24 protein-coding genes are annotated in these 25,750 nt (G+C 60.4%); 11 read left to right on the forward strand and 13 right to left on the reverse strand.

Going from position 1 to position 25,750, the window contains the following annotated elements; genetic code table 11:
• Positions 1 to 24: 24 nt before the first annotated feature.
• A complete protein-coding gene (locus tag QCE79_RS16775; protein WP_250509172.1) occupies positions 25 to 1,185 on the reverse strand; it encodes an L-talarate/galactarate dehydratase in 1,161 nt (386 codons plus the stop codon).
• Positions 1,186 to 1,384: 199 nt separating this feature from the next.
• Between QCE79_RS16775 and QCE79_RS16780 the strand changes: the two genes are divergently transcribed.
• The 3 genes from QCE79_RS16780 (at position 1,385) to QCE79_RS16790 (ending at position 4,794) form a co-directional block, all read left to right on the forward strand.
• Entirely contained in the window at positions 1,385 to 2,416 is a 1,032-nt protein-coding gene (locus QCE79_RS16780; RefSeq protein WP_309846137.1) for a LacI family DNA-binding transcriptional regulator, read from the forward strand.
• Between the two features lie 105 nt (positions 2,417 to 2,521).
• Complete coding sequence (locus QCE79_RS16785) at positions 2,522 to 3,832, forward strand: SGNH/GDSL hydrolase family protein (RefSeq protein WP_309846140.1); 1,311 nt, start codon at positions 2,522 to 2,524, stop codon at positions 3,830 to 3,832.
• Positions 3,833 to 3,966: 134 nt separating this feature from the next.
• Positions 3,967 to 4,794 carry a phosphodiesterase gene (locus QCE79_RS16790; RefSeq protein ID WP_250509175.1) on the forward strand — a complete coding sequence of 276 codons (828 nt, stop codon included), beginning with the start codon at positions 3,967 to 3,969 and terminating at the stop codon, positions 4,792 to 4,794.
• 9 nt (positions 4,795 to 4,803) lie between these two features.
• Here the strand turns inward: QCE79_RS16790 and QCE79_RS16795 are convergent, their stop codons facing one another.
• Both QCE79_RS16795 and gcvA read right to left on the reverse strand, forming a co-directional pair.
• A complete protein-coding gene (locus QCE79_RS16795; RefSeq protein ID WP_309846146.1) occupies positions 4,804 to 6,186 on the reverse strand; it encodes an MFS transporter in 1,383 nt (460 codons plus the stop codon).
• A gap of 127 nt (positions 6,187 to 6,313) precedes the next feature.
• The gene (gene gcvA / locus QCE79_RS16800) at positions 6,314 to 7,201 is read right to left on the reverse strand and encodes a transcriptional regulator GcvA (RefSeq protein ID WP_250469679.1); all 888 of its coding nucleotides are present in this window, start codon (positions 7,199 to 7,201) and stop codon (positions 6,314 to 6,316) included.
• A 109-nt stretch (positions 7,202 to 7,310) separates the two neighbouring features.
• On the opposite strand from gcvA, the gene QCE79_RS16805 reads away from it, so the two are divergent.
• Complete coding sequence (locus QCE79_RS16805) at positions 7,311 to 8,153, forward strand: DMT family transporter (RefSeq protein ID WP_250528127.1); 843 nt, start codon at positions 7,311 to 7,313, stop codon at positions 8,151 to 8,153.
• Between the two features lie 33 nt (positions 8,154 to 8,186).
• Here the strand turns inward: QCE79_RS16805 and QCE79_RS16810 are convergent, their stop codons facing one another.
• The 9 genes from QCE79_RS16810 to QCE79_RS16850 all read right to left on the reverse strand — a co-directional run bounded on the left by QCE79_RS16810 (position 8,187) and on the right by QCE79_RS16850 (position 17,248).
• Complete coding sequence (locus tag QCE79_RS16810; RefSeq protein WP_309846151.1) at positions 8,187 to 8,795, reverse strand: NUDIX hydrolase; 609 nt, start codon at positions 8,793 to 8,795, stop codon at positions 8,187 to 8,189.
• Between the two features lie 26 nt (positions 8,796 to 8,821).
• On the reverse strand, positions 8,822 to 9,694 hold the full coding sequence (locus QCE79_RS16815; protein ID WP_250528125.1) for a sugar phosphate isomerase/epimerase: 873 nt from the start codon (positions 9,692 to 9,694) through the stop codon (positions 8,822 to 8,824).
• A gap of 31 nt (positions 9,695 to 9,725) precedes the next feature.
• Positions 9,726 to 11,267 (reverse strand): sugar ABC transporter ATP-binding protein, encoded by a 1,542-nt coding sequence (locus QCE79_RS16820; protein WP_309846156.1) that lies wholly within the window; start codon positions 11,265 to 11,267, stop codon positions 9,726 to 9,728.
• 60 nt (positions 11,268 to 11,327) lie between these two features.
• Complete coding sequence (locus QCE79_RS16825) at positions 11,328 to 12,275, reverse strand: sugar-binding protein (protein ID WP_244831757.1); 948 nt, start codon at positions 12,273 to 12,275, stop codon at positions 11,328 to 11,330.
• Between the two features lie 31 nt (positions 12,276 to 12,306).
• Positions 12,307 to 13,311, reverse strand: a complete 1,005-nt coding sequence (locus QCE79_RS16830; protein WP_309846160.1) for an ABC transporter permease — start codon at positions 13,309 to 13,311, stop codon at positions 12,307 to 12,309.
• A 182-nt stretch (positions 13,312 to 13,493) separates the two neighbouring features.
• Entirely contained in the window at positions 13,494 to 14,792 is a 1,299-nt protein-coding gene (locus QCE79_RS16835; protein ID WP_309846163.1) for a D-tagatose-bisphosphate aldolase, class II, non-catalytic subunit, read from the reverse strand.
• Positions 14,785 to 15,777 carry a sugar kinase gene (locus QCE79_RS16840; RefSeq protein WP_309846166.1) on the reverse strand — a complete coding sequence of 331 codons (993 nt, stop codon included), beginning with the start codon at positions 15,775 to 15,777 and terminating at the stop codon, positions 14,785 to 14,787. Before QCE79_RS16840 ends, QCE79_RS16835 begins: the two co-directional genes overlap by 8 nt.
• Positions 15,778 to 15,840: 63 nt before the next feature.
• Positions 15,841 to 16,650 carry a DeoR/GlpR family DNA-binding transcription regulator gene (locus tag QCE79_RS16845; RefSeq protein ID WP_250494942.1) on the reverse strand — a complete coding sequence of 270 codons (810 nt, stop codon included), beginning with the start codon at positions 16,648 to 16,650 and terminating at the stop codon, positions 15,841 to 15,843.
• A 109-nt stretch (positions 16,651 to 16,759) separates the two neighbouring features.
• Positions 16,760 to 17,248, reverse strand: a complete 489-nt coding sequence (locus QCE79_RS16850) for a PaaI family thioesterase (RefSeq protein WP_250494941.1) — start codon at positions 17,246 to 17,248, stop codon at positions 16,760 to 16,762.
• 74 nt (positions 17,249 to 17,322) lie between these two features.
• Between QCE79_RS16850 and QCE79_RS16855 the strand changes: the two genes are divergently transcribed.
• Positions 17,323 to 18,666, forward strand: coding sequence for a PLP-dependent aminotransferase family protein (locus QCE79_RS16855; RefSeq protein WP_309846570.1), 1,344 nt, complete (start codon positions 17,323 to 17,325; stop codon positions 18,664 to 18,666).
• Positions 18,667 to 18,678: 12 nt separating this feature from the next.
• Here QCE79_RS16855 and QCE79_RS16860 read toward each other — a convergent pair whose 3' ends face one another.
• Positions 18,679 to 19,413 carry a Crp/Fnr family transcriptional regulator gene (locus QCE79_RS16860; protein ID WP_244831764.1) on the reverse strand — a complete coding sequence of 245 codons (735 nt, stop codon included), beginning with the start codon at positions 19,411 to 19,413 and terminating at the stop codon, positions 18,679 to 18,681.
• A 1,070-nt stretch (positions 19,414 to 20,483) separates the two neighbouring features.
• On the opposite strand from QCE79_RS16860, the gene QCE79_RS16865 reads away from it, so the two are divergent.
• From QCE79_RS16865 to QCE79_RS16890, 6 genes are all read left to right on the forward strand, one after another.
• Positions 20,484 to 20,786: a flagellar transcriptional regulator FlhD gene (locus QCE79_RS16865; RefSeq protein WP_250469837.1), complete on the forward strand. Its 303-nt coding sequence runs from the start codon at positions 20,484 to 20,486 to the stop codon at positions 20,784 to 20,786.
• Positions 20,787 to 20,788: 2 nt separating this feature from the next.
• Entirely contained in the window at positions 20,789 to 21,370 is a 582-nt protein-coding gene (flhC, locus tag QCE79_RS16870; RefSeq protein ID WP_244831767.1) for a flagellar transcriptional regulator FlhC, read from the forward strand.
• Between the two features lie 107 nt (positions 21,371 to 21,477).
• On the forward strand, positions 21,478 to 22,374 hold the full coding sequence (locus QCE79_RS16875) for a LysR family transcriptional regulator (protein ID WP_309846173.1): 897 nt from the start codon (positions 21,478 to 21,480) through the stop codon (positions 22,372 to 22,374).
• Positions 22,375 to 22,471: 97 nt separating this feature from the next.
• Positions 22,472 to 23,485, forward strand: a complete 1,014-nt coding sequence (locus tag QCE79_RS16880; RefSeq protein WP_250494932.1) for a succinylglutamate desuccinylase/aspartoacylase family protein — start codon at positions 22,472 to 22,474, stop codon at positions 23,483 to 23,485.
• Positions 23,486 to 23,502: 17 nt separating this feature from the next.
• A complete protein-coding gene (locus QCE79_RS16885) occupies positions 23,503 to 24,861 on the forward strand; it encodes an MFS transporter (protein ID WP_309846176.1) in 1,359 nt (452 codons plus the stop codon).
• Positions 24,858 to 25,712, forward strand: a complete 855-nt coding sequence (locus QCE79_RS16890) for an MBL fold metallo-hydrolase (protein ID WP_250527441.1) — start codon at positions 24,858 to 24,860, stop codon at positions 25,710 to 25,712. The genes QCE79_RS16885 and QCE79_RS16890 overlap by 4 nt, the downstream gene beginning before the upstream one ends.
• The last annotated feature ends 38 nt before the right edge of the window (positions 25,713 to 25,750 follow it).

Below are 25,750 nucleotides of genomic sequence, written 5' to 3' on the forward strand. Positions count from 1 at the left end.
CGTTCTTTCTGGCCGATGGAAACGTCAGGCGCGTGCGCCGATCTCCACTTCCTGCGCGGTCCAGCCCGCAACGCGGTCGCTGAGCGTGAGACCGAGACCGGCACGCGTCGGCACGAGCATGCGGCCATCGCGCGTTTCGAGCCGTTCGTTGAAGAGCGGTTCGAGCCATTCGAAATGTTCGACCCACGGCTCGCGTGCATAACTTGCCGCGAGATGCACATGCAGTTCCATGGCGAAATGCGGCGCGAGCATGAGACCCGCATGATCCGCGAGCGTCGCGACTTTAAGAAACGGCGTGATGCCGCCGACGCGCGGTGCATCCGGCATCAGATAATCCGCCCCGCGCAACCGGATGAACTCCCAGTGCTCCGACACGCTCGTTAGCATCTCGCCTGTGGCGATCGGTGTATCGAATTGCGTGGCGAGCGCTGCATGGCCTTCGGCGTCGTAGCAATCGAGCGGCTCCTCGATCCAGACGAGATTGAACTGTTCGAACGTTCGGCACATGCGTTGTGCGGTCGGACGGTCCCATTGCTGGTTGGCGTCGACCATGAGCGGGAAGGCATCGCCCAGATGCTTGCGCACGGTTTGCACGCGATGAATGTCGAGCGCCGAGTCCGGCTGGCCCACCTTGAGCTTGATGCCACCGATGCCTTTTTCGCGCGATATGTCGGTGTTGGTCATCAACTGATCGAGCGGCGTATGCAGGAAACCGCCCGACGTGTTGTAGCAGCGCACCGACTCGCGTTGTGCGCCCAGCAGCTTGGCAAGCGAGAGGTTCGCGCGCTTTGCCTTCAGGTCCCACAGCGCGACATCGAACGCGCCGATGGCTTGCGCCGCCATGCCGCTGCGCCCCACCGACGCCCCCGCCCACGCGAGCTTGTCCCACAGCCGCGCGATGTCGCTCGGATCCTCGCCGATCAGCACGGGCGCGATCTCCTTCGCATGCGCGAACTGGCCCGGACCGCCCGCGCGTTTTGAATAGCTGAAGCCGAGTCCGCGTTGACCATCGGCCGTTTCGATCTCCACGAAAAGAATGGCGATCTCGGTCATCGGCTTCTGCCGGCCGGTCAGCACCTTGGCGTCGCTGATGGGATTGGCGAGCGGCAAGAACGTGGAGGCGACGCGAATCCACCTGATTGAATCGTTCGATGTTCCTGCGAGAAGCGAAGACGTTGCGTTCATGTGCCGATTCCTTGAATGACGAGTTCGAAGCCTTGAGCGATGAGTCGATCATACAATGATTGCGCAATCATTCAATTTTTATTGATTGCGCAATCATCATGGTTTACGCTTAATGAATGGGTGCGAACGCCTTTGATCGGTGGGCCTTCATGGTCTAATCCGAAGCGTGGCGCTTTGAAACAAACGAAGTCGGGGAAATATGGCGAAGAAAGACGAAGGCATTCAGGCGACGGCGGAAAGCGTGACGCTTATCGATGTCGCGCGCGTGGCGGGCGTCGCGCCGATGACCGTGTCGCGCGCACTGAACCGGCCGGAACTCGTGCGCAGCGACACGCAGAAGAAGGTGCTCGACGCTGTTCGCGCGACGGGTTACGTGCCCAACCTGCTCGCTGGCGGATTGGCGAGCAGCAAGAGCCGTCTCGTGGCCATTCTGTTGCCGACCATTGCCAACTCCATCTTCGCCGACACCGTGCAGGCGCTGGTGGACCGTCTGACGGCATCGGGATATCAAACGTTGCTGGGCGTGACCGCTTATTCAATCTCGCGCGAGGAAGCGCTCGTCGAAGCCATTCTCGGACGCCGCCCGGATGGCATCGTGCTCGCTGGCACCAGTCACAGCAAGGCCACCGTCGCGCGGCTGGTGAAGGCCAACATACCCGTTGTCGAGATATGGGATCTCACGAGCAAACCTATCGATACGGTCATCGGTTTCTCGCACGAACAGGTGGGTAAAGAGGTCGCGCAACATCTCGTCGCGAAGGGCTATCGTGACTTCGGCGTGTTGTCCGTGGACGATCCACGCGGTTTGCGGCGCTGCAAGAGTTTGATCGCGCAACTCGCGGCACAGGGAATCAGGAACACCGCGTTCGAGATAATGCCCGCGCCGGCAACGTTGCAGGCAGGACGAGAAGGCACGGCAAAGCTGTTGCAGGCACGGCCGCCGCGCATCGTCGTATGCAGTTCGGACACGCTCGCGCAGGGCGTGCTCGCGGAAGCCGCCAGCCGCAAGTTGAACGTACCGGACGATATCGCCGTGATGGGCTTCGGCGACTTGAGCACCGCCGCGCACGTGTACCCTGCACTCTCGACGGTACGTGTGGATGGCGCGACCATCGGCATGAAAGCGGCCGATACCTTGCTCGCGCGTTTTTTGCAGGGCCGCACGGGCGCCGTTTCCTCGCGCGTGAAGATCGACACGGGCTTTACGATCATCGACCGCGAAAGCACATGACACGCCCGCAAGCAGCGGGGTATACGATAGTGACATCGTCCAATTCGTCGTCCATATTTACTTGGCTATCCTTACAGGATGGTCAAATAAATAACGGAGACATCCATGAGCGAACGTCTGTTCTTCCGCGCGGCTGGCCGCGCGATGGCGCTGCTATGCGCAGCGTATTTCGTTCTCGCCGCGCCGAACGTCTCGGCATCGCGAGGAGACGGCCGCGACGATGGATGGATCTCCACATGGACAGCAAGTGCCGATCGCAATAACAACCTGACCACGCCGCAGAGCTTCAATGCGTCGACGACCATTCGCCAGGTCGTGCACTTGAGCGTTGGCGGCGACCGCGTTCGCGTGCGTCTCACCAACGAGTTCGGCACGACGCCAGTAACGGTGGGACCGGTACATATTGCGTTATCCGTCGGCGGCGCGAAGATCGCGCCGAACTCCGATCGCACGCTTACCTTCGGCGGAAAGACCACGGTCGCGCTTTATGCAGGTGCGCCGATTCTCAGCGATCCGGTAGATATCAAGCTGCCGCCGTTCGCGGACATTGCCGTGAGCTTCTTCCTGCCCGACGCCACGCAAGCACAAACCGTGCATCAACTGGCCGTGCAGAACGCGTATGTATCGAGTGGCGACAACACCGCCACGGCCGATCAACCTTCTCCGCAAAAATACACAAACCGCTTTTTTCTGTCCGGCGTGCTGATCGATACCGACCGCGACACACCCGCCGTCGTGACCTTCGGCGATTCGATCACGGATGGCTACGCCTCCACCGTCGATGCGAACCGCCGCTGGCCCGACGATCTCTCGCAACGGCTGAATGGCGGCTCGGCGCGGCGCAGCTATGCCGTGCTGAATCAGGGGATCAGCGGCAATCGCGTGATCAAGGATGGCTCGGGCATCAGTGCGCTCGCGCGCTATGACCGCGATGTCCTCAGCCAGTCGAACGTCAAGCTAGTGATCTTCCTCGAAGGCATCAACGATATCGGCTGGCCTCAGACCGTGCTCGACCCGACGGCGGGACTCGTTCCGGCGCAGGACATCATCGACGGATACAAGCAGATCATCGCGCGGACTCATCTGCGCGGCATCAAGATCGTGGGCGGCACACTGACACCGTTCCACAACGCGCTGCAAGGCACGCCGAACCAAGGCTACTGGACGCAGCAAAAGGAAGCGATCCGTCAGACCGTCAATGCCTGGATACGTACGAGCCGCGCGTTCGATGCGGTCGTGGATTTCGATGCGGTGCTGCGCGATCCTGCGCATCCGATCGACATTCGCGCAGTGTATGACAGCGGCGATCATCTGCATCCCAACGATGCGGGCTATGCGGCCATGGCCAATGCTGTCGATCTCTCGCTGCTCTACAGGGCCGACGACGACCGCGATCACGATCACGACCATCATTGATTGAGGAACATGCGGACGCGCATCGCGCGCGTTCGCATTCGCGTTTTCCCGCGCACTACCCACCTGTCCGCGCTATCCTGCTGATTAGCCCATTCTTCGCATGGACCCTGCACCCGCACGGCCTGTCGACTCTCATGCTATTAGCGCAAATCAGCGATCTTCATATCAAGCGGCCCGGCAAGCTCGCCTATGGACGTGTCGATACCGCCGCCTATCTCAGCCGATGCATCGAGCACCTCAACGCACTCGATCCGCGACCCGACGCCGTGCTGATCACGGGCGATCTCGTGGATTTCGGCGATACCGAGGAATACGCCTATCTACGTACGCTACTGAATCCGCTTGCGATTCCGTATTACCTTTGCATCGGTAATCACGATGGACGAGAAGCGCTGCGCGAGGTATTCGGCGATCATGCGTATCTGCGAGACCAAGCGCGTTTTGTTCAGTATGAGTTCGAGCTAGGCGGCGTACGCATTGTCGTCGCGGACTCGCAAGACCCGCCACACGGAGGCGGCCGGCTGTGCGATGAACGGCTCGACTGGATTGCAGAGACGCTGGCAAGAAGCGCTGCGCAGCCGACCTTGCTTGCCATGCATCATCCGCCGTTCAATTGCGGTATCGAGCATATGGACGAGCAAAAGCTCGATGCCGCCGATGCAGCGAAGCTCGCGGCTATCGTCGCGCGTCATCCGCAGATCGAGCGTCTACTGTGCGGGCACGTGCATCGCGCCATTCAAATGCGCTTTGCCGGCACGATCGCGAGCGTGTGTCCGTCGACCGCGCATCAAGTCGCGCTCGACTTGCGCAAACGCGGCCCGTCGCGCTTTGTGATGGAACCGCCCGCATTCCAGTTGCATCGCTATGTCGCGGGCGAAGGGCTCGTCACGCATACGGCATTCATCGGCGATTACGGCGGTGCTTATCCGTTCTATGACGAGAACGACGCGCTCATCGACTAAGCGGTGCTCTCAGCGTCGCACCATGCCGAGATCATCGGCTGCGTTCGACGCACTCGCCGCGCGCTTGCCTTTGTTCCCTTCTTCGAGCGCGTTCAGTTGTTCGAGGCTCAGATTGCGCGTTTCAGGCGCGAGCCACACGGAGATCAGCAAGCCCGCGAGCGCGATGCCGAAGAAGAACCACAGCGCCGCACTCGCGCCCCACCACGCGACGAAATTGGGGAACACGAGTACGCCGAGAATCGAGCCGATGCGGCTTACGGAAGTCGCGAGACCCGATGCGCCCGCACGCACGTTCGTCGGAAAGAGCTCGGTCGGATAGACGAAGTTGAGAATGCCGCCGCCCGAATTGGCGAACAGAACCGCGCAACTGAACAGCACGACGAGAAAGCCGAAGGTCGGCTTCGAGTTGAGCGCGAGCACGAGAAGCGCGGCGGAAAGCCCGGCAAACGACGTGATCAGCAGCGGCCTGCGTCCCCAGCGATCCACCAGATTCATGCCGATGATCGCGCCGATCATCCCGAGAATGGCGATGAGACCCGACCCGATGATCGTCAGCACGCGCGAGCCATGCGAGAACGGCGAGATGATGGTCGGCGCGTACATGGAGATGCCGTAATAAGCAGTTGCATAACAAAACCAGAAGCCAAGCACGAAGATTGTACGGCGCAGCATGGGCCTGGAAAAGAGCGATGCGAGACTGCCCTTCGACTCGACCTCGCGCGCAAGCACGACACGCTCGCCCGTTACCGCGAGCATGACGGCTTCGGCTTCCTCGTGACGGCCTTTGGATTGCAGCCAGCGCGGCGATTCCGGCAGCGTCATGCGAAAGAAGAACACGACCAACGCGAAGATGGCGCCCACGCCCAGCATGTAACGCCATGCGTTATCGCCGAGCGGCAGGCACGCAAGCCCCACGACATACGCGGCCACCGCGCCGACAAACCACATCGCCGCGAGAAAGGTGCCGTGCTGTCCGCGCTTGTGCCGCGAACTGAATTCGGCGACGAGCGTGGCGGAGATAGGATAGTCCGCGCCGATGCCCACGCCCAGCAAGAAGCGAAACAGGATGAGTTGCCACGCGCTCTGTGAGACGGCCGTCAAGAGCGCGAACAGCACGAACGCCAGCAGATCGACGACATACATGGCCTTGCGGCCGAAGCGATCCGTCAGCCGCCCCAGCCAGGCCGCGCCGATGAAGGCCCCGATGATCGCCGACGACACCACGAGACTCTGCACGCCCGCGCCGAGATGCCACTGCTTGATCACCGAAGGCAGCGCGACGGCGACGATCGTCAAGTCGAAGCCATCGAGGAAAGTGCCTCCGGCGGACAGCAGCGTGACCTTGCGTTGAAAGCGCCGGACCTGCTGTGAGTCCAGATGATCGAAGCTCATTGCGTGACTCCCATACGTAAGCGATTCGTCAGCGTGACGACTTGAGACGGACGAAAATTCGTGTGGCGCGAGTGTGACGGAGGTCTGTGACAGGCCGATGATGTCGATATCGTGTACCGCGCGTGAATCAGCGTATTCCCTCACCTTCGAGCCATGAGCGGAACAGGACGACGAGTTCGTCGTCGGACTTCGCATCCGGCACGTAGGTGCAATAGCTCCGCGACGGCAGGCGCGGCTCGGCAAACGGCGTGACGAGACGGCCAGCGGCCAGATCGTCGGCAACGAGCGCGGTCGGTCCCATCGCAATGCCGAGTCCGTCGATGGCCGCCTGCAAGGTGAGATAAAAGTGATCGAAGGTCAGGATCGCGGCAGGCCGCAACGCGGGAATCTCCGCACGCGCGAGCCAGTCCGGCCATAAACGCGGGAGGCTCGACGTATGCAACAACGTATGCTGCCGCAAATCTTCCGGCGTGCGCAGCGCGACGCGTTGCATTAACGCGGGGCTGCACACAGGCACTCTTTCCTCGACGAGGAACGGCCGCATAGAGTAGCCATAGAACGTGTCGGGACCACCGCGAATCACGATGTCGTGAATATCTTTCAGGCTCTCGACCGATGCGTTCGATGTCTCCACCTTGACGTCTACATCGAGATGCTCGGCGTGGAACTTCGCGAGCCTTGGAACCAGCCAACGCAACGTGAAAGTGGCGGGCGCATTCACGGACAGCGTGCGCGAAACCGTTCCAGGGTAACCGTATCGCGCAGTGGCTTGCGACAATTGCTCGAAGAGCGGACCGATTTCATCCAGGTAGGCCTTTGCCTTGGGAGTCAACACCACGCGCCGGTTATGCCGCTCGAACAGCGGTTCGCCGAGCCACTCTTCGAGCAGGCGCACTTGCTGACTGATTGCGCCATGCGTCACATGCAATTCGGCTGCGGCTTCCTTGAAGCTGGCAAGACGCCCTGCGGCTTCGAACGCGCGCAGTGCATTGAGCGGAGGCAGGACTCGTTTCATTCGAAAGAGTTTATCTAACGCGAGCGGCCAATTTAACTGGTTTGCCGCACGCTCACAAGATAGATAACCTGCTTACATCCCTCTTTCGCGTCCTTAGCCTGGAATCCGCATGCTCAGTTATACCGGCGGTCTCGTCCTTATCGCCGCCGTACTTCACGCCAGTTGGAACGCGATGTTGCATGGCAATCGCGACCGCTTCCTCTCCATGACGTGGATGAGCATTGCCATCGCGGTGGTCTCGACCATCGTGATCGTTTTTTTGCCGATGCCCGCTTCCGCCGCGTGGCCATGCATCGTTGCATCGGGGCTCGTGCATATCGTCTATAACGTGAGCCTCGTGCGGTCGTATCGGCGAGGCGATCTCGCGCAGGCTTACCCGATTGCGCGTGGTTCGTCGCCGCTGCTCGTCACGCTCGGCGCAGCGCTCTTCGCGCACGAGGCCATCGGGCCGCTGCATGCGTTCGGCATCGTGATGATCTCGGGCGGCATCATCTCGCTGGCGCTGCAAGGTAGCCACGTATCGCGCGCAGGTGCGTTGGCGGCATTTCTGACTGGCGTGACCATCGCGGTCTATACCGTGATCGACGGTATCGGCGTGCGCTTGTCGGAGGGCAACGCGCTTGCCTATACCGCGTGGATGTTCATGTTCTACTGGCTGATGCCGCTGCTCTTCATGGCGACGCGCGGGCTCTCTGCACTATGGACGCCGATACGCACCGCCCCGATGTCGATCGGTTCATCGCTTGCGGGCGGGTTGGTATCGATCGGCGCATATGGCATCGTCATTTGGGCGATGCAGTCGGGTGCGATGGGCGCGGTATCGGCATTGCGCGAGACGAGCGTGGTGTTCGCGGTGCTGATCGGCAGAGTGTTTCTGCGCGAATCGGTCAGCGTGAAGCGCTGGCTCGCATGCATGGTCGTCGCGGCGGGCGCGATATGTCTCGGGCTTTGACCGCTCGCTTCCAGTGTCGCTTCTTTCGTCGCTTCAGTCGAAGTCGATATGACCGCTTCGTCTCAGCTCATCCAGCCTGAAAATTTGCTGCGGCAGCACGCGCCCAAGCGATAGCGCGGGAAGATCGTCGAGGCTGAAGAATCCGACGGCACTCGTTTCCGCACCGATGACCTCGCCCGCCTCCACGATCTCGCCGAGAAAAACCAGCTTCCAGATGTGAAAGACCGATGGTGGATGCGGATGTCTGTCTGCATCCCATACCGCGAGCAAGCGCTGAATCTTAACCGTATAGCCACTTTCTTCCCGCACTTCCTTCGCCGCGTTCTCGGCGGGCGAAACGCCTATGTCGGCCCAGCCGCCTGGAAGCGACCACATGCCGTCCGCCATTTCGCGCACGAGCAGAATCTGCCCCGTTTCATTGAATACCGCGGTACGCACATCGAGCTTTGGATTGGCATAGCCTGTTTCGAACGCGAAAAGTTCGGCTATCTTGATCGAATCAGTCGATGAGAGCGCGGCGAGTTCAGCGTGCGCGATCTGCGCGATCTCATCGTAACGTTCGGTATCGAAAACGCTCGTTGCGTAGTGCAATCCGGTTTGCGCCAGTGCAAGCAGGCGGCGAGCGCGTTCCAAAGATGCCATGTAGTCGGTTCCGATGCGGCCTCAGTTCACGTCAAATGGCCTCTCACGAATTGCAAGGAGCGGCGTGCGCGCTCGTCCATTTGTTCGTCTGTCGCACCGTTCGACATGTCGCGCCAGACTCCCACTGCGCGGCTCACGTTTCCGCCCTTGCGCATGAAAGGCTCCATGACGATTGTCCCGTCATATTCGATCTCTTTCAACGCGCCAAAAATCTCGTCCCACGGCAGACGCCCTTCGCCTGGCGGCAAGCGGTTCGCTTCGCCCAGATGGAAGTGTCCGAGCTTTCCCTTGCAGGCGAGGATTGCATCGCGAAAAGAGTGCTCTTCAATATTCATGTGGAACGTGTCGAGCTGCACCTTGCAGTAAGGGTTGTCGACCGCATCGCAGAACGCGAGCGCTTCGCGCGCATCGTTGGCAAGCCATTGCTCGAAGCGGTTGACCACTTCCAGCGCGTAGATGATCCCATAGCCTTCCGCTACCTTGATGACGCGACGCACGCTGTCCACGGCACGCTCCACGTAGGGACGCTTGTCCGTCATGCCGGGCGGCGGCGATTGCGGCCACGCGCAGAAAGTGAGTCCCGCGAAAACGGGCGCACCGAGCATATGGCAATCGTCGAGCAAGCGCTTGACGTACTCCGTGCCTGCATCTCTCACGCTTTGCTCGGGAGAGGCGAAATCGTACTCGGGCTTGAGACCGATACAGCACATCACGGTGAGGCCGAGATCGTCGGCGACGGTCTTCAGTTCGCGCTTCTTCGCATCGGGAAGATTGTTGAATTCGCCGAGCGAAATTTCCATCATGTCGAAGCCCAAGCCGGATATGCGCTTCGCCACGGCCGGAAAATCGACCAGCCATTCGGTCGACCAATACGTGTAGAACATGCCGACTTTATTCAAGGCACGACTCCTTTGATGTTTGCCTGACTTGCTAGGCCACGAAGCCTTTTGGCTTGACCTCGGGATGTGCCGGGTCAGCATGTTCGAGCGCGGCCAGCGACATGATGCGTTCCTCGGAGGCGTCGTCGAAGCCGACTTCACCCGCAAGCTGACCGCCCCGCATGACAAGGATGCGGTCGGAGATGGTCAGTATCTCCGGGAGGTCGCTGGAGATAACGAGAATGGCGAGACCTTCTCGGGCAAGTTCGCGCATGAGCGCGTAAATCTCGGCTTTAGTGCCGACGTCCACGCCGCGCGTGGGTTCATCGACGATCAGGACACGCGGCTTCGACGCGAGCCATTTCGCCAGCACCACCTTCTGCTGATTGCCGCCGCTCAAGAGACCCACGAGTTGTTCGATGGTCGGCGTCTTGATGTTGAAGCGCCCGACGTAACTGTCGATCATGCGCGCTTCCTGCAACGGGCGAATGACCGTGCCCTTCGAAAGACGCCCAAGCCCCAGCGCAGCGAGCGAAAGGTTGCTGCCCACCGACATGCCGAGCACGAGCCCCTGATCCTTGCGGTCCTCGGGCACGAGCCCGATCCCGAGCTTCATTGCATCGCGAGGCTTCGCGATCCTGACCGGCTTGCCTTCGATGGTGACGTTGCCATGCTTCGGCGGCGGCGCACCGAAGATACCCATCGCCACTTCGGAACGTCCCGCGCCGATCAGTCCGGCAAGTCCCACGATCTCACCGCGTCGCAACGAAAACGATACGTCGCGGTAACGCTCGTCATCGCCCAGACCATCCACTTGCAGCACGATTGGCTGATGCGCGTTATCGGGCTTGATGCGCCGTACTTCGGCGAGATCGCGGCCCACCATCAGGCGCACGACTTCATCGGGTGAGGTATCGACAAGACGCGCGGTACGCACGTGCTTGCCGTCGCGAAGAACGGTCACCGCATCGCAGTTGTCGAACACTTCGCGCATGCGATGCGAGATATAGAGGATGGTCACGCCGCTCGCGCGCAGTTCGTGAACCACTTTGAAGAGCGTCAGGGAGTCGGCTTCGGAAAGACTCGAAGTCGGTTCATCGAGAATCAAAAGGCGCGGCTCGTGAATCAACGCCTTGCATATCTCGATCAACTGCTGCTGCGCGATGGTGAGATCGCCGAGCCGCGTATCGGGATCGAGTGCGATGCCAAGCCGTTTCATCGCGGCCTTCGCTCTCGTCAATAGCACGCCGCGATCGACCAGCACGCGCGCCATGCGCGGCTCCGCGCCGAGAAAGATGTTCTCGGCAATCGTCATGTTCGGCGCGAGCATCAACTCCTGAAAGACGATGGAGATGCCCTTGGCGGCGGCATCGCGCGTACTCGAAAACTCGACTTCCTGACCGTCGAACATCATGCGTCCCGAGGTCGGCGCATGTGCCCCTGCGATCACCTGCATCAAGGTCGACTTGCCCGCGCCGTTCTCGCCCATGACCGCATGCACGGTGCCGGCCTCGACATTGAAGGACACTTCCTGCAGCGCTTTCACGCCGGGATAGGTCTTCGTTATCTGCTCAACGCTCAACAGCACGGTCATGGCAGCACTCTTTCTCACGAATGACGCGGGGCGCAGCGCGTGGCCAGCCCCGCGCGCGGTTCATTTACCGCCGACGAATTTATCGACGTTCGACGAGTTGACGATATCCACGCCCGTATCCGTGACCGGCGGCACCTTGCCACCCTTGGTCAGCGCATCGAGTTGCTTGACGGATTCGGTGCCCATCGTGAGCGGCCGCTGACCGATCAGCGTCGTCGCATAACCTTCCTTCAGCAGCTTGATCTGCGATGGCAAGGTATCGAACGAAACAATCACGAACTTGCCCGCCTTGATATCGGCAGCCTTGTTGCGAACCGCGCGAATATAGGCCTCGGGCGCGAACATGGGCCAGCCGCCAGCGAAGAAGATGCCGTCGAGTTTCGGGTTCTTCGCGAGCATGTCCTGAATGAGCTGCACGCCCGTGCTCGAATCGTCGTTGCAGGCGAAAGGCGAGCCCGACACTTCCTTGAAGTCGCCATTGAGCTTCGACTTGAAGCCCTTGATGCGCTCGTTGAGATTCGCCGCCGACAAACCGCCCGTCAGAACCGCATACGTGCCGCCCTTGGGCAGCGCCTTAGCAAATGCTTCGCCCGCCGCTTCGCCGCCTGCTTCGTTGTTCGTGCCGATGAAAGCAATGCGTTTGGACTTCGGCGCGTCCGAGTCGAAGGTCACGACCGGGATGTTCTTCGCCAATGCCGCGCTGATGACGCCGCTGATCGAATCCGCATTGTTCGGCGCGATGGCGATACCCGCGACCTTCTTGGTGATCAGATCGCGCACGATACGGCCTTGTTCTGCGTCGTCGAGCTGGGCCGGGCCGGTGAACAGACATTCGGCGCCGATCTTCGCGGCTTCTTCCTTGCAGCCTTTTTCCGCGTCGGCATAGAACGCGACGCCGAGCGCTTTCGGTACGACGGCGAACACCTTCTTGTCCGCCGCCTGCGACTGGGCAATGCCGATCCCGAGCAGGAGCGTAGCGGCTACGGCACTGAGCATGGTGCGTGTCATGGTCTTCTCCAGAGTCGTTGTAATACAGCTTTCATCGACGTCGCCAGACGCCTTTTCTAAGTTGATCGATAAACACGGCAAGAACGATCACCGAACCGACGAACACCCCTTGCCAGTAAGCGTCCGTGCCGAGCAGAACGAGACCGTTGCGCAGCACTTCGAGAATGACGGTGCCGACGAATACGCAGATCACGTTGCCATCGCCGCCGGACAAAGCAGTTCCGCCGATGACAGACGCCGCGATCACGCTCAGCTCCTTGCCCAGTCCTTGATTGGAGATTGCCGACGAGAGATAGCTCACTTCGATGATGCCCGCGAGACCCGCGAGCACCGACGACATCACGTAAACGCTCATCTTCAGGCGGTCGACGTTGAGGCCGGTGAGCATGGCCGCGCGTTCGTTGCCGCCTACCGCGTACAACTGGCGGCCATAGACGGTACGCTTGAGAACAATGGCGGACACGATGGCGAGCGCCACGAAAATCAGAAACGGTACGGGCAGATCGAGAAAGTCGCCGCCGCCGAGGGCAAAAAACGAATCGCCATCGGGACGAAAGCCGTCGATAGCCTTGCCGCGCGTAATGACGAGCGCCAACGCCCGCGCAATGCTCATGGTGGCAAGCGTAGGCACGAAGGGCAGCATGCGCAGTTTGGTGACGCAGAAGCCGTTGAAGAGGCCGACGCACGCGGCTATGAGCAGCGTCAGCACGCAAGCGGGAAACACAGGCATGCCGGCCTGCATCATCGCGGCTGACGCGACGGCGGCCAGTCCCCATACGCTGCCGACCGAGAGATCGATGCCGCCCGTGATCATCACCGCTGCCTGCCCCAGCACCACGATGCCGATGAAGGACAGGTTGCGCGCGTCGTTGAGGAGGTTGCCCTTGCTCGCGAAGTCGGGCGCGAAGATCGACAGAAGCACGACCATGATCAGCAGGGCGCCGACGATACCGGTTTCGCGCGAGTGCAGCAATTGAGCGGCGAACCCGCGACGGGGTCTCGCCCGCTCGCTGGCTGCCAGCGTTGGCTTGCTCATGGTGTCGCCTCCAGTGCCTCTGTGCGCCCGTCGCATGTCAAGGACAAGCTGTTTTTGTGCTGAAAGAGTTTAGTTTCGGGTCGAAACCCAGTCAAAGCGGGTTTTCCCTGCCGGGCTTGAGGCGCGATCCGGTTCACCTATGAACCTGCTTTCAAATATTGGATTCCTTAGTTTTCATTCGATCACTTTGCCTGCGTATGCATGCGGCAGGCCTCCGCATAAACACGGATTACGTCGCGGACCTTGCTGTAGATAAGGCTCATGGGCGATGCATCGATCGACCCCCGCCTCACCTGCCAGTATTGCTCCGGCAGATAGCGGCTGATGAGGTTTTCCCGTATGCCGATGTTCGCGAGGTTCGCCACCAGCTTGCGCGTCGCCTCATCGATATCATGGTCGGACCAGTAGTAGCGCACGCGGTCGCTATAGCTATAGGTTCGCAGCAACCGCTTCTCCTCGTCGCTGCCGTGATAGTACTTCTCCCAGTTGTTGGGTTTCTCTCGCATCACGCGTTCGACTATCTCACGCAGATTCGACCGGACATTCGGCGCGAGGAGTTCGCACTCGATGTCCGCCAATGCATAAAGCGCTTCACGCAAAGCGAAGGTTACGCCCGGTCCCACCTTGAGAATGGCGAAGCCATCATCGACCAGCGCCGAGAGCGCCTCGGGCTTTTGATAATCGGTGGAATGCGCTTCGAACACGATACCCGGTAGCCTTTCGAGCACCTTGGAAAGTCCGCTTGCAAGCGCGGGGGCGTAGTCGACGACCCTCGTATGATCGAACTCCACGCCGGGTTGAACGACGAGTCCCACCACACGCTCCCACGCCGCGCCGAGTCCGCATGCATCCCAAGCCTTGCGATGCACGGCGACGGTTTCGAGCGCGGCGCTCGCGTGCGTAACCTCCACGGTGGCGAGTTCTTCCGATGCACCGCCCGGAACGGGCACTTCAGTGCCGATGATATACACCGGACCTTCGGCGAGCCCCGCGCGCGCGGCAGCCGCTTCGGCGACGGCGCACATACGCGCGGCACGTTCGGCCACGACCTCGTCGGATAGACGCGCGGGGTCATCGGCGCAGGGCATGCTTGCATCGAGATGGAGCTTTCTGAAACCTGCGGCGGCATAAGCATCGATCAAGGCATCGGCGCGTTGCATGGCATCTTCGGCAGGCAGATTACGCCATGCGTTAGGGCCTAAATGATCGCCACCGAGAAGCAATCTATGGCGATCAAAGCCCATGCGATCGGCAAGGCCATGCACGAAGCGAACGAAATCCGCAGGCTTCATGCCGGTGTAACCACCATACTGATCCACCTGATTCGATGTCGATTCCAGGAGCAAGGGCGTGTCGTCATCGAGCGCCTGCTTCATCGCGGCTTCGATCACCCAGTGATGCGCCGAACAAATCGAATAGATGCCTTTCAGGCGCTCGGCGGCGCGCTCGTCGCCGGTCAAGCGCGTGACGATGTCAGTCATGCTTTGCCTCCGATGTCGCGGCGATGAACGCATCGAGTTCGGCAAGTGTCGCCGTGCCTTCCATCGGACCACGGAACGTCACGGCCCGCGCGCCCGCCGCGCTTGCATACTCGAGCGCGCGCTCCACGGAAAAGCCCTGCGCGCGGCACGCAATGTATGTCCCGCCGAAGCAATCGCCCGCGCCGGTAGGATCGACCTCCGTAGCCGACAATGCCGCGAAGTGGCTCGCGTGATTGCCGTCGTAATGACTACAGCCGTCCTTGCCGCGCTTGATGACGACCTCGCGCACGCCGCGCGCAAGCAGTTCGTCGATTGCGCCTTGCTCCGTTCGCGCATTCGCAAGCAGCATTACTTCGTGGCCGCTCGGAAGAAACACATCGGTGTAGTCGAGAATGAAGTCGAGCGCCTCGCGCATCTCCGGAATGCGCAGCATTTCCTTGCGAATGTTTGGATCGAAGCTAACCGTACCGCCGTTTGCCTTCACGGTCTCGATCACCTTCTTCATCGCCTCGATGATGCGAAACGAGAACAGCGATGAGCCCATCACATGAAAGTGACCACACTCTTTCAGCAAGTGCTCGCGGATCTCGCCGACTGACAAATGCCCCGACGCGCTATTCGCAATGTTGTAGATGAAGTCGCGGTCGCCGTCTTCGCGATACGTCACGAAGGCACTACCTGTCGTCGCGGATTTGATCACGGAGATGCCCGACACATCGACGCCGTCGTCACGCAACCGTTCGACGTTGAGCACGCCGAAGTCGTCGTCGCCGACGCAGCCGATGATCGCGCAACGACTGCCCGACTTCGCCACCTGATCGATGAAGATGGCAGGCGCGCCGCTCGCATACGGTCCCATCAACGTGCCTGGCCGGCGAAACGACTGCCCGATTTGAGTCGCCAGGATTTCGACGAGGATCTCGCCCATCGTTACGATGTAGCCGGTGCGGCCGGCCTCTTGCGCTTGAGCTTGAGCTTCGTCCATGGCGTTCTTTGGTCAGGATGCCAACAAGGCAGATTGACGTTCAGGGCGTACCGCGCTTTCAACTTAATTCTGCCTAAACTCCAGAATGCCGCTATCCCTTCGCTGCAATTGCAGACCGTTGCGCGACACGGTGTCGAGCGTCGGCGAATCGATACCGTCATCCATTATCAACGTGTCGATATCTGCCACGCTTGCGAAGACTTCGCCGTTGCGCTCGTCGAGCAGCGGCTGATAAGCGACGACGACCGTCCGCTTGGCCGTACGTCTTGCCGCTTGCGCAACGCGCGCCTGTGCAGGGTCGGCAGCCAGCAGATTGCCATCGCGATCGAGCCCCGACGCCTGAAGAATGCACAGATCGAGCGAATGACGCGCCACCGAAGCCTCGGCGTCGGGTCCAGTCATGGCAGTTGCGCCATGCTCCAGTTGGCCGCCGGTCAGAAGTAACTCGCAATGCAGAAAGCGCTGCGCCATGCCGCCGACCGCGACGTCCTGCACGAGAAGCGACAGGTTGGCGCGGTCCGACAAAAACGGAATGATCTTGTGAATGATCTCTCCCGCTCCCAGCAAGAGTGCTTCGTGATCGCCCACGGCTTCAGCGGCAATTCGCGCGATCATGCTCTCGGACGCCTTGCGCGTGGCGCCATCCGACGCCGGCACGAGAATATCGTCGCCCGTTTTCTGCACGAGATAGCGCGCCTTGCCAAACGAGCGCAGCAAATAACGCTGCTGCTCGAGATACGTCAGATCACTTCGAATGGTGACGCTCGAAACGTCGAACGCCTGACTGAGTTCCTCGACAGACACTTCGCCGCGCTTGCGCACAAGTTCGACGATCTGCAGCCGCCGCTTAAGCGAACTCTTGTTGGTGAGCATCGAATCGTCGAGTCGAAATGTATTTTGTTCCGTAAGAGTCTAGTTTCGATTCGAAAGAACGTCAAAGGCATTTCCCTTCGTGATCCGTAGGTGTTTTCCCGCTTGGTACTTAGCGGTTTTTTGCTAATGCGCCGCGCAATGTCATTACCGTGCTCGCGACGCTCGCCACGAATTTGCCGTCTTCGCGCTGAATGTCGCATCGGTAATGACTGATGGTCCTGCCGCGATGCTCGGCCCATGCGCGCGCCGAAAGCCTCGATTTCCACACGGGGCGCAGAAAGGTCGCCCTCAGGTCGATGCTCGTGAAGCTCTCCTCGATGTCCATCACAGTGGAATGCGCCGTGCCGATAGCCGCATCGGCGAGTTCGCACAAAAGACCGCCGTGCACGGTGCCTTGTTGATTGCCGTGAATGGCGCAATCGGCATCGAGCTCGATAACGGCCAGCGCTTCGCCTATTTCGACGATGCGAAACTTGAGCAGCGCCGATATCGCGGTGGGATAACGCATGTGCGTGACGGTATCGGCAGTGAGGCTGCCGTCTAGTTGACGCTTCAGGAACTCGAGGACGGGAACGTGGCGGTGTGCGCTATCGGTCATGTCGGCTCCAACTCGGTGTTTTGCCGAAGATAATCGCTTAAACTAGGACAATCAAATAATTGTCCTACATACACATGAGCGCAACGACACAGGTCAGGAAAGTTGCAGCCACGCTCGAAGCCGATATACGCAATGGCAAACTGCACCCGGGAGCGTTGTTGCCCACGCATCGGCAGCTTGCCACGCGTTACGGCATTGCCATCGCGTCGGCGACCAAGGTCTATGCGGAACTGAAGTCGTTGGGTCTAGTTGTCGGCGAAACCGGTCGTGGCACCTTCGTGCGCGACCGGCCGCAAAAACGCGAGTGGGATATCGGCGATGAAGCGCGGCTTTCAGGCAGCACCGCCGATTTGTCGTTCAATCATCCAACGTGGCCGGGTCAGGCCGACCTATTGCGCTCGATGTTGCGCGAACTCGCATCTTCAGGCGACCTTGCCGCGCTCATGCATCAGCAACCGCCTGGTGGCCGGCTTCATGAGCGCGCCATTGTCGCCAAGTTTCTGGCCAAAGCGCGTGGAATTCGCGTGGAAGCCGAGCAAATCTTCTTAGTGCTTGGCGCGCAGCAAGGTCTCGACATCACGACGCGCGCACTGCTCGAGCCGCACGATTCCGTTGCGGCTGACGCGCTGACTTATCCGGGATTCAAGATGCTCGCGCATACGCAAGGCCGCGTTGTGCATGCGATCCCCGCCCTGGATGACGGTCCCGATCTCGACGCGCTCGACAAGCTATGCCGCCGTCACCGCATACGCGCGATCTACACCATGCCAACCGTGCACAATCCGCTCGGCTGGGTGCTGTCGGCTAAACAGCGTCATCGTCTGGTCGAGAGCGCACGGCGTCACGACTGTATGTTGATCGAAGACGCCGCCTACGCGTATCTCGTGAACGACGCACCGCCGCCGCTCGTGGCGCTGGCGCCTGAGCGAACGGTGTATGTATCGAGTTTGGCCAAGAGTCTCGCAAGCGGCCTGCGCTTTGGCTTTATCGTCGCGCCAGAAGACTGCACGAGCCGCACCAAGGCCACGATCCGCGCAAGTTACTGGAGCATGCCGAGCATAGTCACCGCGATAGCCACGCGCTGGATGGCCGACGGCACCGTCGCGCGGCACGAAGTCATGCTGCGCCGCGAAGCGCGCCGCAGACAAGCGATCGCGCGAGACGTGTTCGCGAACATGGAGATGCTCGCGCACCCGTCCTCGCTGTTCCTCTGGCTTCGCTTGCCCGAAGACTTGCGCGCGGATCGCATAGCGACGGCGCTGGCTTCGCAGGGCATCGCCGTATCGAAAGCAGAGTCCTATGCGACGACGCGGCATGCACCGCGAGCCTTACGTATAGGCTTGAGTTCAGTGCCCATGGAAACGCTCGAACACGTACTGAAGCAGGTACGCGACACCATCGAGCGCTTTCCAATCTGAGCGCTTTGGCCTTTAGACAAGTGCCTCGGCTTGACGCGTGCGCGGCAGCATGCGTTCGAACTCACGCTTGACGATGCCGTAGCATTCGCACGCACGCTCTTCCAGACCGGCGCGGTCGAGCACCTTGATACAGCCACGGCTGTGGTGGATCAGACCCGCGTCGTGCAGCTTGCCTGCGGCTTCCGTCACGCCTTCGCGACGCACGCCGAGCATGTCCGCGATCATTTGCTGCGTCACGCGCAGTTGATCCGACGGGGTGCGGTCCGTTTGAATCAGCAGCCAGCGGCACAGTTGCTTCGAGAGCGAATGGTGACGATTGCAAGCGGCCGTTTGCGCGACTTGCGTCAGCAGGGCTTGCATATACAGCAGCATCACACGGCGCAGAAAGTCCGACTTGCCGAAGTGTTCACGCAATGCGCCCGCGCTCATGCGATACGCAAAACCCGCGCACTGCACTTGAACGCGCGTCGGCATGGTGTCGCCGCCCGTGAGCACCGGAACGCCCGTCATGCCTTCACGGCCCACTGCCGCGACTTCCACCGAGCCGCCGTCTTCCATCGTATGCAGAAGCGAGACGATAGCCGTGGTCGGGAAGTACACGTGGTGAATGCGTTGTCCGGAATCGCAAAGCAACTGTTCCGTGCGCAACTGGACGAGTTCGAGATGAGGAGCGATTGCTTGCCATTCTTGCGCCGGAAGCGCGCCCAACAAATGGTTGCCGTGCAGGTCTGATTGAAGGCTCAACATGATTTTGACTTTTTGGTCTGTGCGCATTGCGCTGTGCTTTTTTCTGGCCACTTGAGGTTTCGTGATCGCATCTGACGGCGATCATCGAAACCTCAGGGCCAGCCCCGTAGCACCGTTAGCCGCTTGTTCGATTCCCGTTCGCGACTATTTACCGTGCTTTGTCATACATAAGCGAGAGGCGTGCCAGGAGCCCTCAATCCTCATACCAGCAAGGCGTCAGCCGGAATGTGCCGGGCCATACGAAGTGCGGGCGATGAAAAATGATTCAGTTTCGAACACGTTAAATCGCCGCTTAATGACCCTGCTTACATTTCAAGCGTCTTTCAGTGTTTCTCGAATACCGTTTTAGCGTTTGCGCGCCTTTATCGGCCAGTGGTGCTTTTTGAATGGCAATGTTTTTGAGCCCGTTAAAGACTCGCTTCAAAATTGTTGCAGTGCTGCACGATAGATGCGCGCTGAAACCAAAATAGGGAAGAACTAGACTGCGGAACGCCCCGCCAAGGCAGGCGGCGCAGCAATTGCGGCATCTCGGCGGTCCGAGCGCCTTGAGGAGAAGGGGTGACAAAAACCCGGCCAAAATTGTTGCATTGCAGATACCCACTCTCGTTTTCGCCTACCGACAACCTTCTGTAAAGAACCGCTGAATCACATCTGGATTCAAGTTTTGCGGAAACAATTCCGCCTCATGGGTGGTAACTCTGTCGTTTTCATACATCAGGCGAAAAAAATTTTTACGGCACATTTTGCCGAAAGTGATTTTTTTAACGGTCGAAGCCCTGAGAAGCATTTTCTTAAACCAGCGGAAATATTTACGATTGATCAGACTAGAAGCGTCACTGGCGGACCCAAATTCCGTCCATGCGAGAAGATTCTTTCGCCGGATAGGACGCCAATAAAGTATTTATCTTCTCTCCACAAACGTTTGCCTACTCAAAATAGTCCGATCGCAAAGGTTTGCCTCTGTAACATTGTGTTGCATGACAAATAGAATCGCCTCACAATCGGTTCCGTGCTCTGAAACAACTGATGTTTCCGACACTCCCCGTCACAGTCAACTTCGGTCCAACGCCATGACGCACGACAGCCAAACCCTCGATTCGATTCGTGAATTGAACCTGTCTTATCTGCTGCTTGCGCAGCGTGTGCTGACCGAAGACCGGGACGCGGCGCAGGCTCATCTCGGCCTGTCCGCCGAAATGGCTCAAACGCTGACGCAGTTGTCGCCCGATCAGACCGTGCGGCTGGCTTCGTCGTCGCAACTGCTGTGCTTCTTCCGCCTTGGCGGCGATGCGCTGCTCACGGGCCTCGCCAGTCTCACGGAACGCGCGCAAAGCGCTTCTGCCGCATCCAACGCATCGCTTTTGGTGGCCTGAACATGAGCACGACTGCATCGACGAAGAGTCTCGCCGACGACGCCAGCCAGGTACTGCGCGCGGTTACGCTGATCAAGCTCGGCGCACGCATGCAAGTGCTCGAGTCGGAGTTTCCGAAGCTCTCGCGCGACCGTCTCATTCGCCTCTATCGCGAAGTGAAGGGTGCTTCACCGCCCAAGGGCATGCTGCCCTTCTCCGCCGACTGGTATCTGACATGGGGGCCGAACATCCATGCATCCATGTTCGCCAATGTCTATGCGTTTCTCGAAGCCAACAGCCGCGAACTGGACCGCGTCGATCTCTTGAGCCGCGCCTATGGTCTTTATGCCGAGCATTTCACGATGCAAGGCGAGCCGCTGCAAATGGACCTGACGCGCGCATGGACGCTGGTGCGCTTCAAGGAAGCCGGCATGCTGCGCCTCGCGGGCTGCAAGCGCTGCCACGGCAAGTTCGTGGCGCACTCGCAGGACATCACGACCGGCATGGTCTGCGGAATCTGCCAGCCGCCGTCGCGTGCAGGCAAGACCAAGGCCGCGAAGGCCGCGCGCGAAGAAAGCGCCGCGTTGCAGGCGCGTGCCGCATAACACCAAGCCTTCTTCCAAGGTCATTCGCATCGCAGTTCCCCGGGCAAAGTGAGAGACTTCTTCGTGTCTCTCACCGCTCACATGGCCGTCTCACGCCAGACCAACACATGGAACTGCGCCATCTTCGTTACTTCATTGCCGTTGCCGAATTGCGCAGCGTGCGCGCCGCGTCCGAGCATCTGCATGTCACGCAGCCCGCCATTTCCCGGCAGATTCAAGATCTCGAACAGACCATCGGCGCGACGCTTTTCGAACGCACGCCGCGCGGCCTGAAGCTGACCGCTGCCGGCATTGCCTATCTCTCCGAAGCACGTGCGATCCTCGCCCATGTCGATGCCGCGAACCGGCTCGCGCATCGCATTGCATCGGGCGAACAAGGACGTTTGCGTGTGGGCTTCGTCGAGAACGCATCGTGGAGCGGTCTCGTGCTGTCCGCGCTCAACGCGTTTCAGCAGAACGCTCGCAACATAGCGCTCGAATTGCAGCCGATGAACACGCCCGAGCAACTCAATGCCATCGCCGCTGAACGGCTCGAAGGCGGCTTTTGTTACCGCTTCGGCGCGCTGCCCGATGGCTTCGCCAGCATCCGGCTGCTCGAACAGAACGTGGTGCTTGCGGTGCCCGAGCAATGTCCGCTCGCCGCGCAAGCCAAGGTGCGTGCAAGCGAGCTTGCCGCGCTGCCGTTCATCGCGTTTCCGCGACACGTCTATGCGGCCTACTATGACCGCCTCATCTCCGCGTGCGCCGAGCGCGGTCTCACGCTGAATATTCGCCAGGAAGCCTCCACCGAAACCGCGATTCTTTCGCTCGTCGCGGCAGGCGTCGGCGCGGCGCTCGTAAATGCGGCCAATCGCGAACGTCCGCCCGCACGCGTGCGCTTCGTCGAAGTGGAGGACCTGTCGGTGCCGTTGCCGCTCGAATTCTGCTTTCTTGCGCAGCACGGCAGCGCGGCATTGCAACGCTTCATCGAAATGCTCGAAGCGCAAAAGCACCCTGAAGCGTGATGCCCTGAAGGCATCGCCCGCTGCAGAAAACGGCATTGGCCAGCGGATATTTCGTCGGCAATAGTGGATACGAACCTACTCGATTCGAGATCCGCTCATGTCCACTACAGCCTCGCTCATTGCAACCGATATCGACTACGAACGCCACGGTTTTCAGACCGGCACACTGCGTCTACCGTGGTCGCATGACCGTTCCGCATACGGTCATATTCCCATTCCGCTCGCCGTCCTGAACGCGGGCGACGGCCCCACGGTGCTTCTTACCGGCGGCAATCACGGCGACGAATACGAAGGCCCCGTCGCGTTGATGAAGCTCATGCAGCGCATGCCATCGCTTTCGATTCGAGGTCGTCTTATCGTCATACCGGGGCTGAATTTTCCGGCGTTCGTGAATGGCTCGCGCACATCGCCTATCGACGGCGGCAATCTCAACCGGCTCTTCCCCGGCTCACGTCACGGCAAGCCGACCGAGATGATTGCGCATTATGTCGAGACAGAACTGCTGCCGCGCGCCGATGTCGTCATCGACCTGCACGCGGGCGGCGCGAGCTTCGAACATGCGCCGACACTGCTTGCATCGCCGCCATCGGGCGATGCCGCACGTCGCGCGCGCTATCTCGATCTGGTGCGCGCGTTTGGCGCGCCCTACACCATGATCATGGATCTGCTCGGCGAGGATCGCACCTTCGCAGCCGCGGCCGAACGCCACGACACGCTCTTCCTATGCGGCGAATTCGGCGGCCATGCCGGCTGCGACGCGGCGAATCTCGCTATCGTCGAAAGCGGTTTGCAGCGCGTGCTGCATCGCCTCGATGTATTGCACGATGCCGCGCACGATGCGCCGCCCAGGACGCGTTATCTACGCGTGGAAGGCACGCAGCATTACGTGTATGCGCCGCATGCGGGCGTCTTCGAACCCGCCTTCGCCTTGAACGACGAAGTGCGCTCGGGTCAGCTCGCGGGCCGTCTCTTCGATCCACAAGAACCGTGGCGCGCGCCGCGCGACATCGCATTTCGTGGCGATGGTCGCGTGATGTGTGCGCGCACCTTTGCCCGCGTCGAAGCCGGCGATTGCATTGCGCTTCTTGCCGCCGAAGCATCCCTCGACTGATTTCAAGGAGCATTCGCATGAGCGCTCATCCGCTTGCGTCGGCTTCTAACGCCGATGCCCCGCTCGACGTCCGTCATCCGATGTACGTCGTGCTGTTGTTCTTCACGTGCTTCGCGTTTTCGTATCTGGACCGTCAGATCGTCAGCATTCTCGTGCAGCCGATCAAACTCACGCTCGGCATTACCGATACTCAAATCGGACTGCTGCAAGGCTTCTCGTTCACCATGTGCTATGCGACTGCGGGTGTGTTCGTCGCGCGTCTCGTGGATCGCGCTAATCGCGTCAGGCTGATCGCCATATGCGTCGCGATCTGGGCCATTTCCACGGCTCTTTGCGCCTTCGCGACGAGCTTCACCGAACTGTTGTTCGCGCGCGCGGGAACCGCCATCGCGGAAGCGGCGCTGAGTCCTGCGGCGCTCTCCATCTTCAGCGATATCTTCGCGCCGCGTAAGGTCGCGCGAGCGAGCAGCGTCTTCATGCTGGGACCGTATATCGGCGGCGGGCTTGCACTCTTCGGCGGCGGCATGCTGTTATCCGCCGCTGGCGGCGACGTGAGCACATGGCTCGCCGCGCATGGCTTTCAGCCGTGGCAAGCGGTTTTCGTGCTCGTCGGATCACCAGGACTCGTGCTGGCAGCACTCGTTGCCTTGACGATTCGCGAGCCGGCAAGACGCGAAGCCACGACTATCAGCATCGCCAATACGGATTTTGATGAAGCTCTGCCCTCGCTACGCGAAGTGCTCGCCGAACTGTTCGTGCGCAATCGCTTCTGCGCACCGTACTTTGCCGCTTATGTCGCGCTCATCACGCTGTTCTATTCGCATGCCGCGTGGTTTCCCACCTTGCTCATGCGGCACTTTCATCTTGCGCCCGCCATGGTCGGAAAGATGGCCGCGCCTGCATACATGATCGGCGGCATGATGGGCGTGGCGCTTGCTGGCATGCTCGCCGCGCGCGTCACCGACGAACGCACGCTACACAAAGTCCTCATGCTGTCGACATGTGCCGTGACCGCGCTGGTACCCGCCGCCATCGCCATGCCGCTCGTGACCAACAGCACGCTCGCGATCTTGCTCTACGGCGCATGCGCGCTCGCCGCGAGCATTGCGATGGCGCTCGCACCCGTGCCGCTGCAAATCGCCGTGCCTAATCGCATGCGCGGCCGTTCGATCGCGCTGCTCGTCTTCATGACCAATGCGATAAGCGGCGGCGTCGGTCCGCTCGCGGTAGGCTACCTCAACGAGCATCTCGCGGGTGCGCATGCCGGCTTAGGCACGGCGCTCGCCATCGTCGGCGGTGTATCCGCGCTTGCGAGCGCCCTGCTTTACGCATTGGCGACGACGCGCATTGCATCGACTACGAGGAAGAACGCATGAACACAGCGCTCGACTGGCGTCTTAATGAAATGCGGGTCACGCGTATCGACGAAACGGAATTTTCGTTAAGGGCCGACGTGTTGTTTTCCAACGAAGATTTGGCGAGCATCGGTTCGGACAATCAGCAAGTGACGCTACGCACACATCTATGGGTCGTCGAGATCGACGGGCTGACGCTCGTGGTGGATACGGGCATCGGCAACGGAAAGCCAAGACCCTTCAGTGCGCTATTCGACCGGCTCGACAACCCTGTGTTGCAGCGTTTCGAAGCGGCGGGCTTCGACCGGCATCGCGTGGACTATGTGCTGCTCACGCATTTGCATGTCGATCACGTCGGTTGGAATACGCATTGGGAGAACGGGCGCTGGACGCCTGTGTTTCCCAACGCGACTCATGTATTCGGCGAACGTGAGCGCGCGTTCTTCGACACGCCCGCGGGCGCACCGCGACGCATGGTGTTCGATGACAGCGTTGCGCCTTTGATCGATGCGGGCATCGCGCTTACCGTGCCGGACGAAGGCGCAATCCTTCGCGAAGGCATCCGCTTTTGGCCAACCTTCGGGCATAGCGCGGGACACATGGCGATAGAGATAACGTCCGGCAACGAGCGTGCGCTCTTTTCGGGCGATGTCATGCATAGCCCGTTGCAAGTTTCAAGACCGCAGTTCGGTTCGACCTTCTGCCTTCGACCTGATCTCGCACGCGCTTCGCGCGAATGGCTCTTGAACCATGCAGCCGAGACGAATGCAACGGTCTTTCCCGCGCATTTCCCGATGACCTCAGCAGGCAAGGTGCAGCGCATCGGCGATGAATTCGTCTGGCGCTATCTTACGTACAACGCGAGCCATTGAGCTTGCGCTACAGCGTCGTCATGCTGATGCCTTGCGGA

The sequence above is a fragment of the Caballeronia sp. LZ003 genome, assembly GCF_031451465.1.
Taxonomy (GTDB): Bacteria; Pseudomonadota; Gammaproteobacteria; order Burkholderiales; family Burkholderiaceae; genus Caballeronia.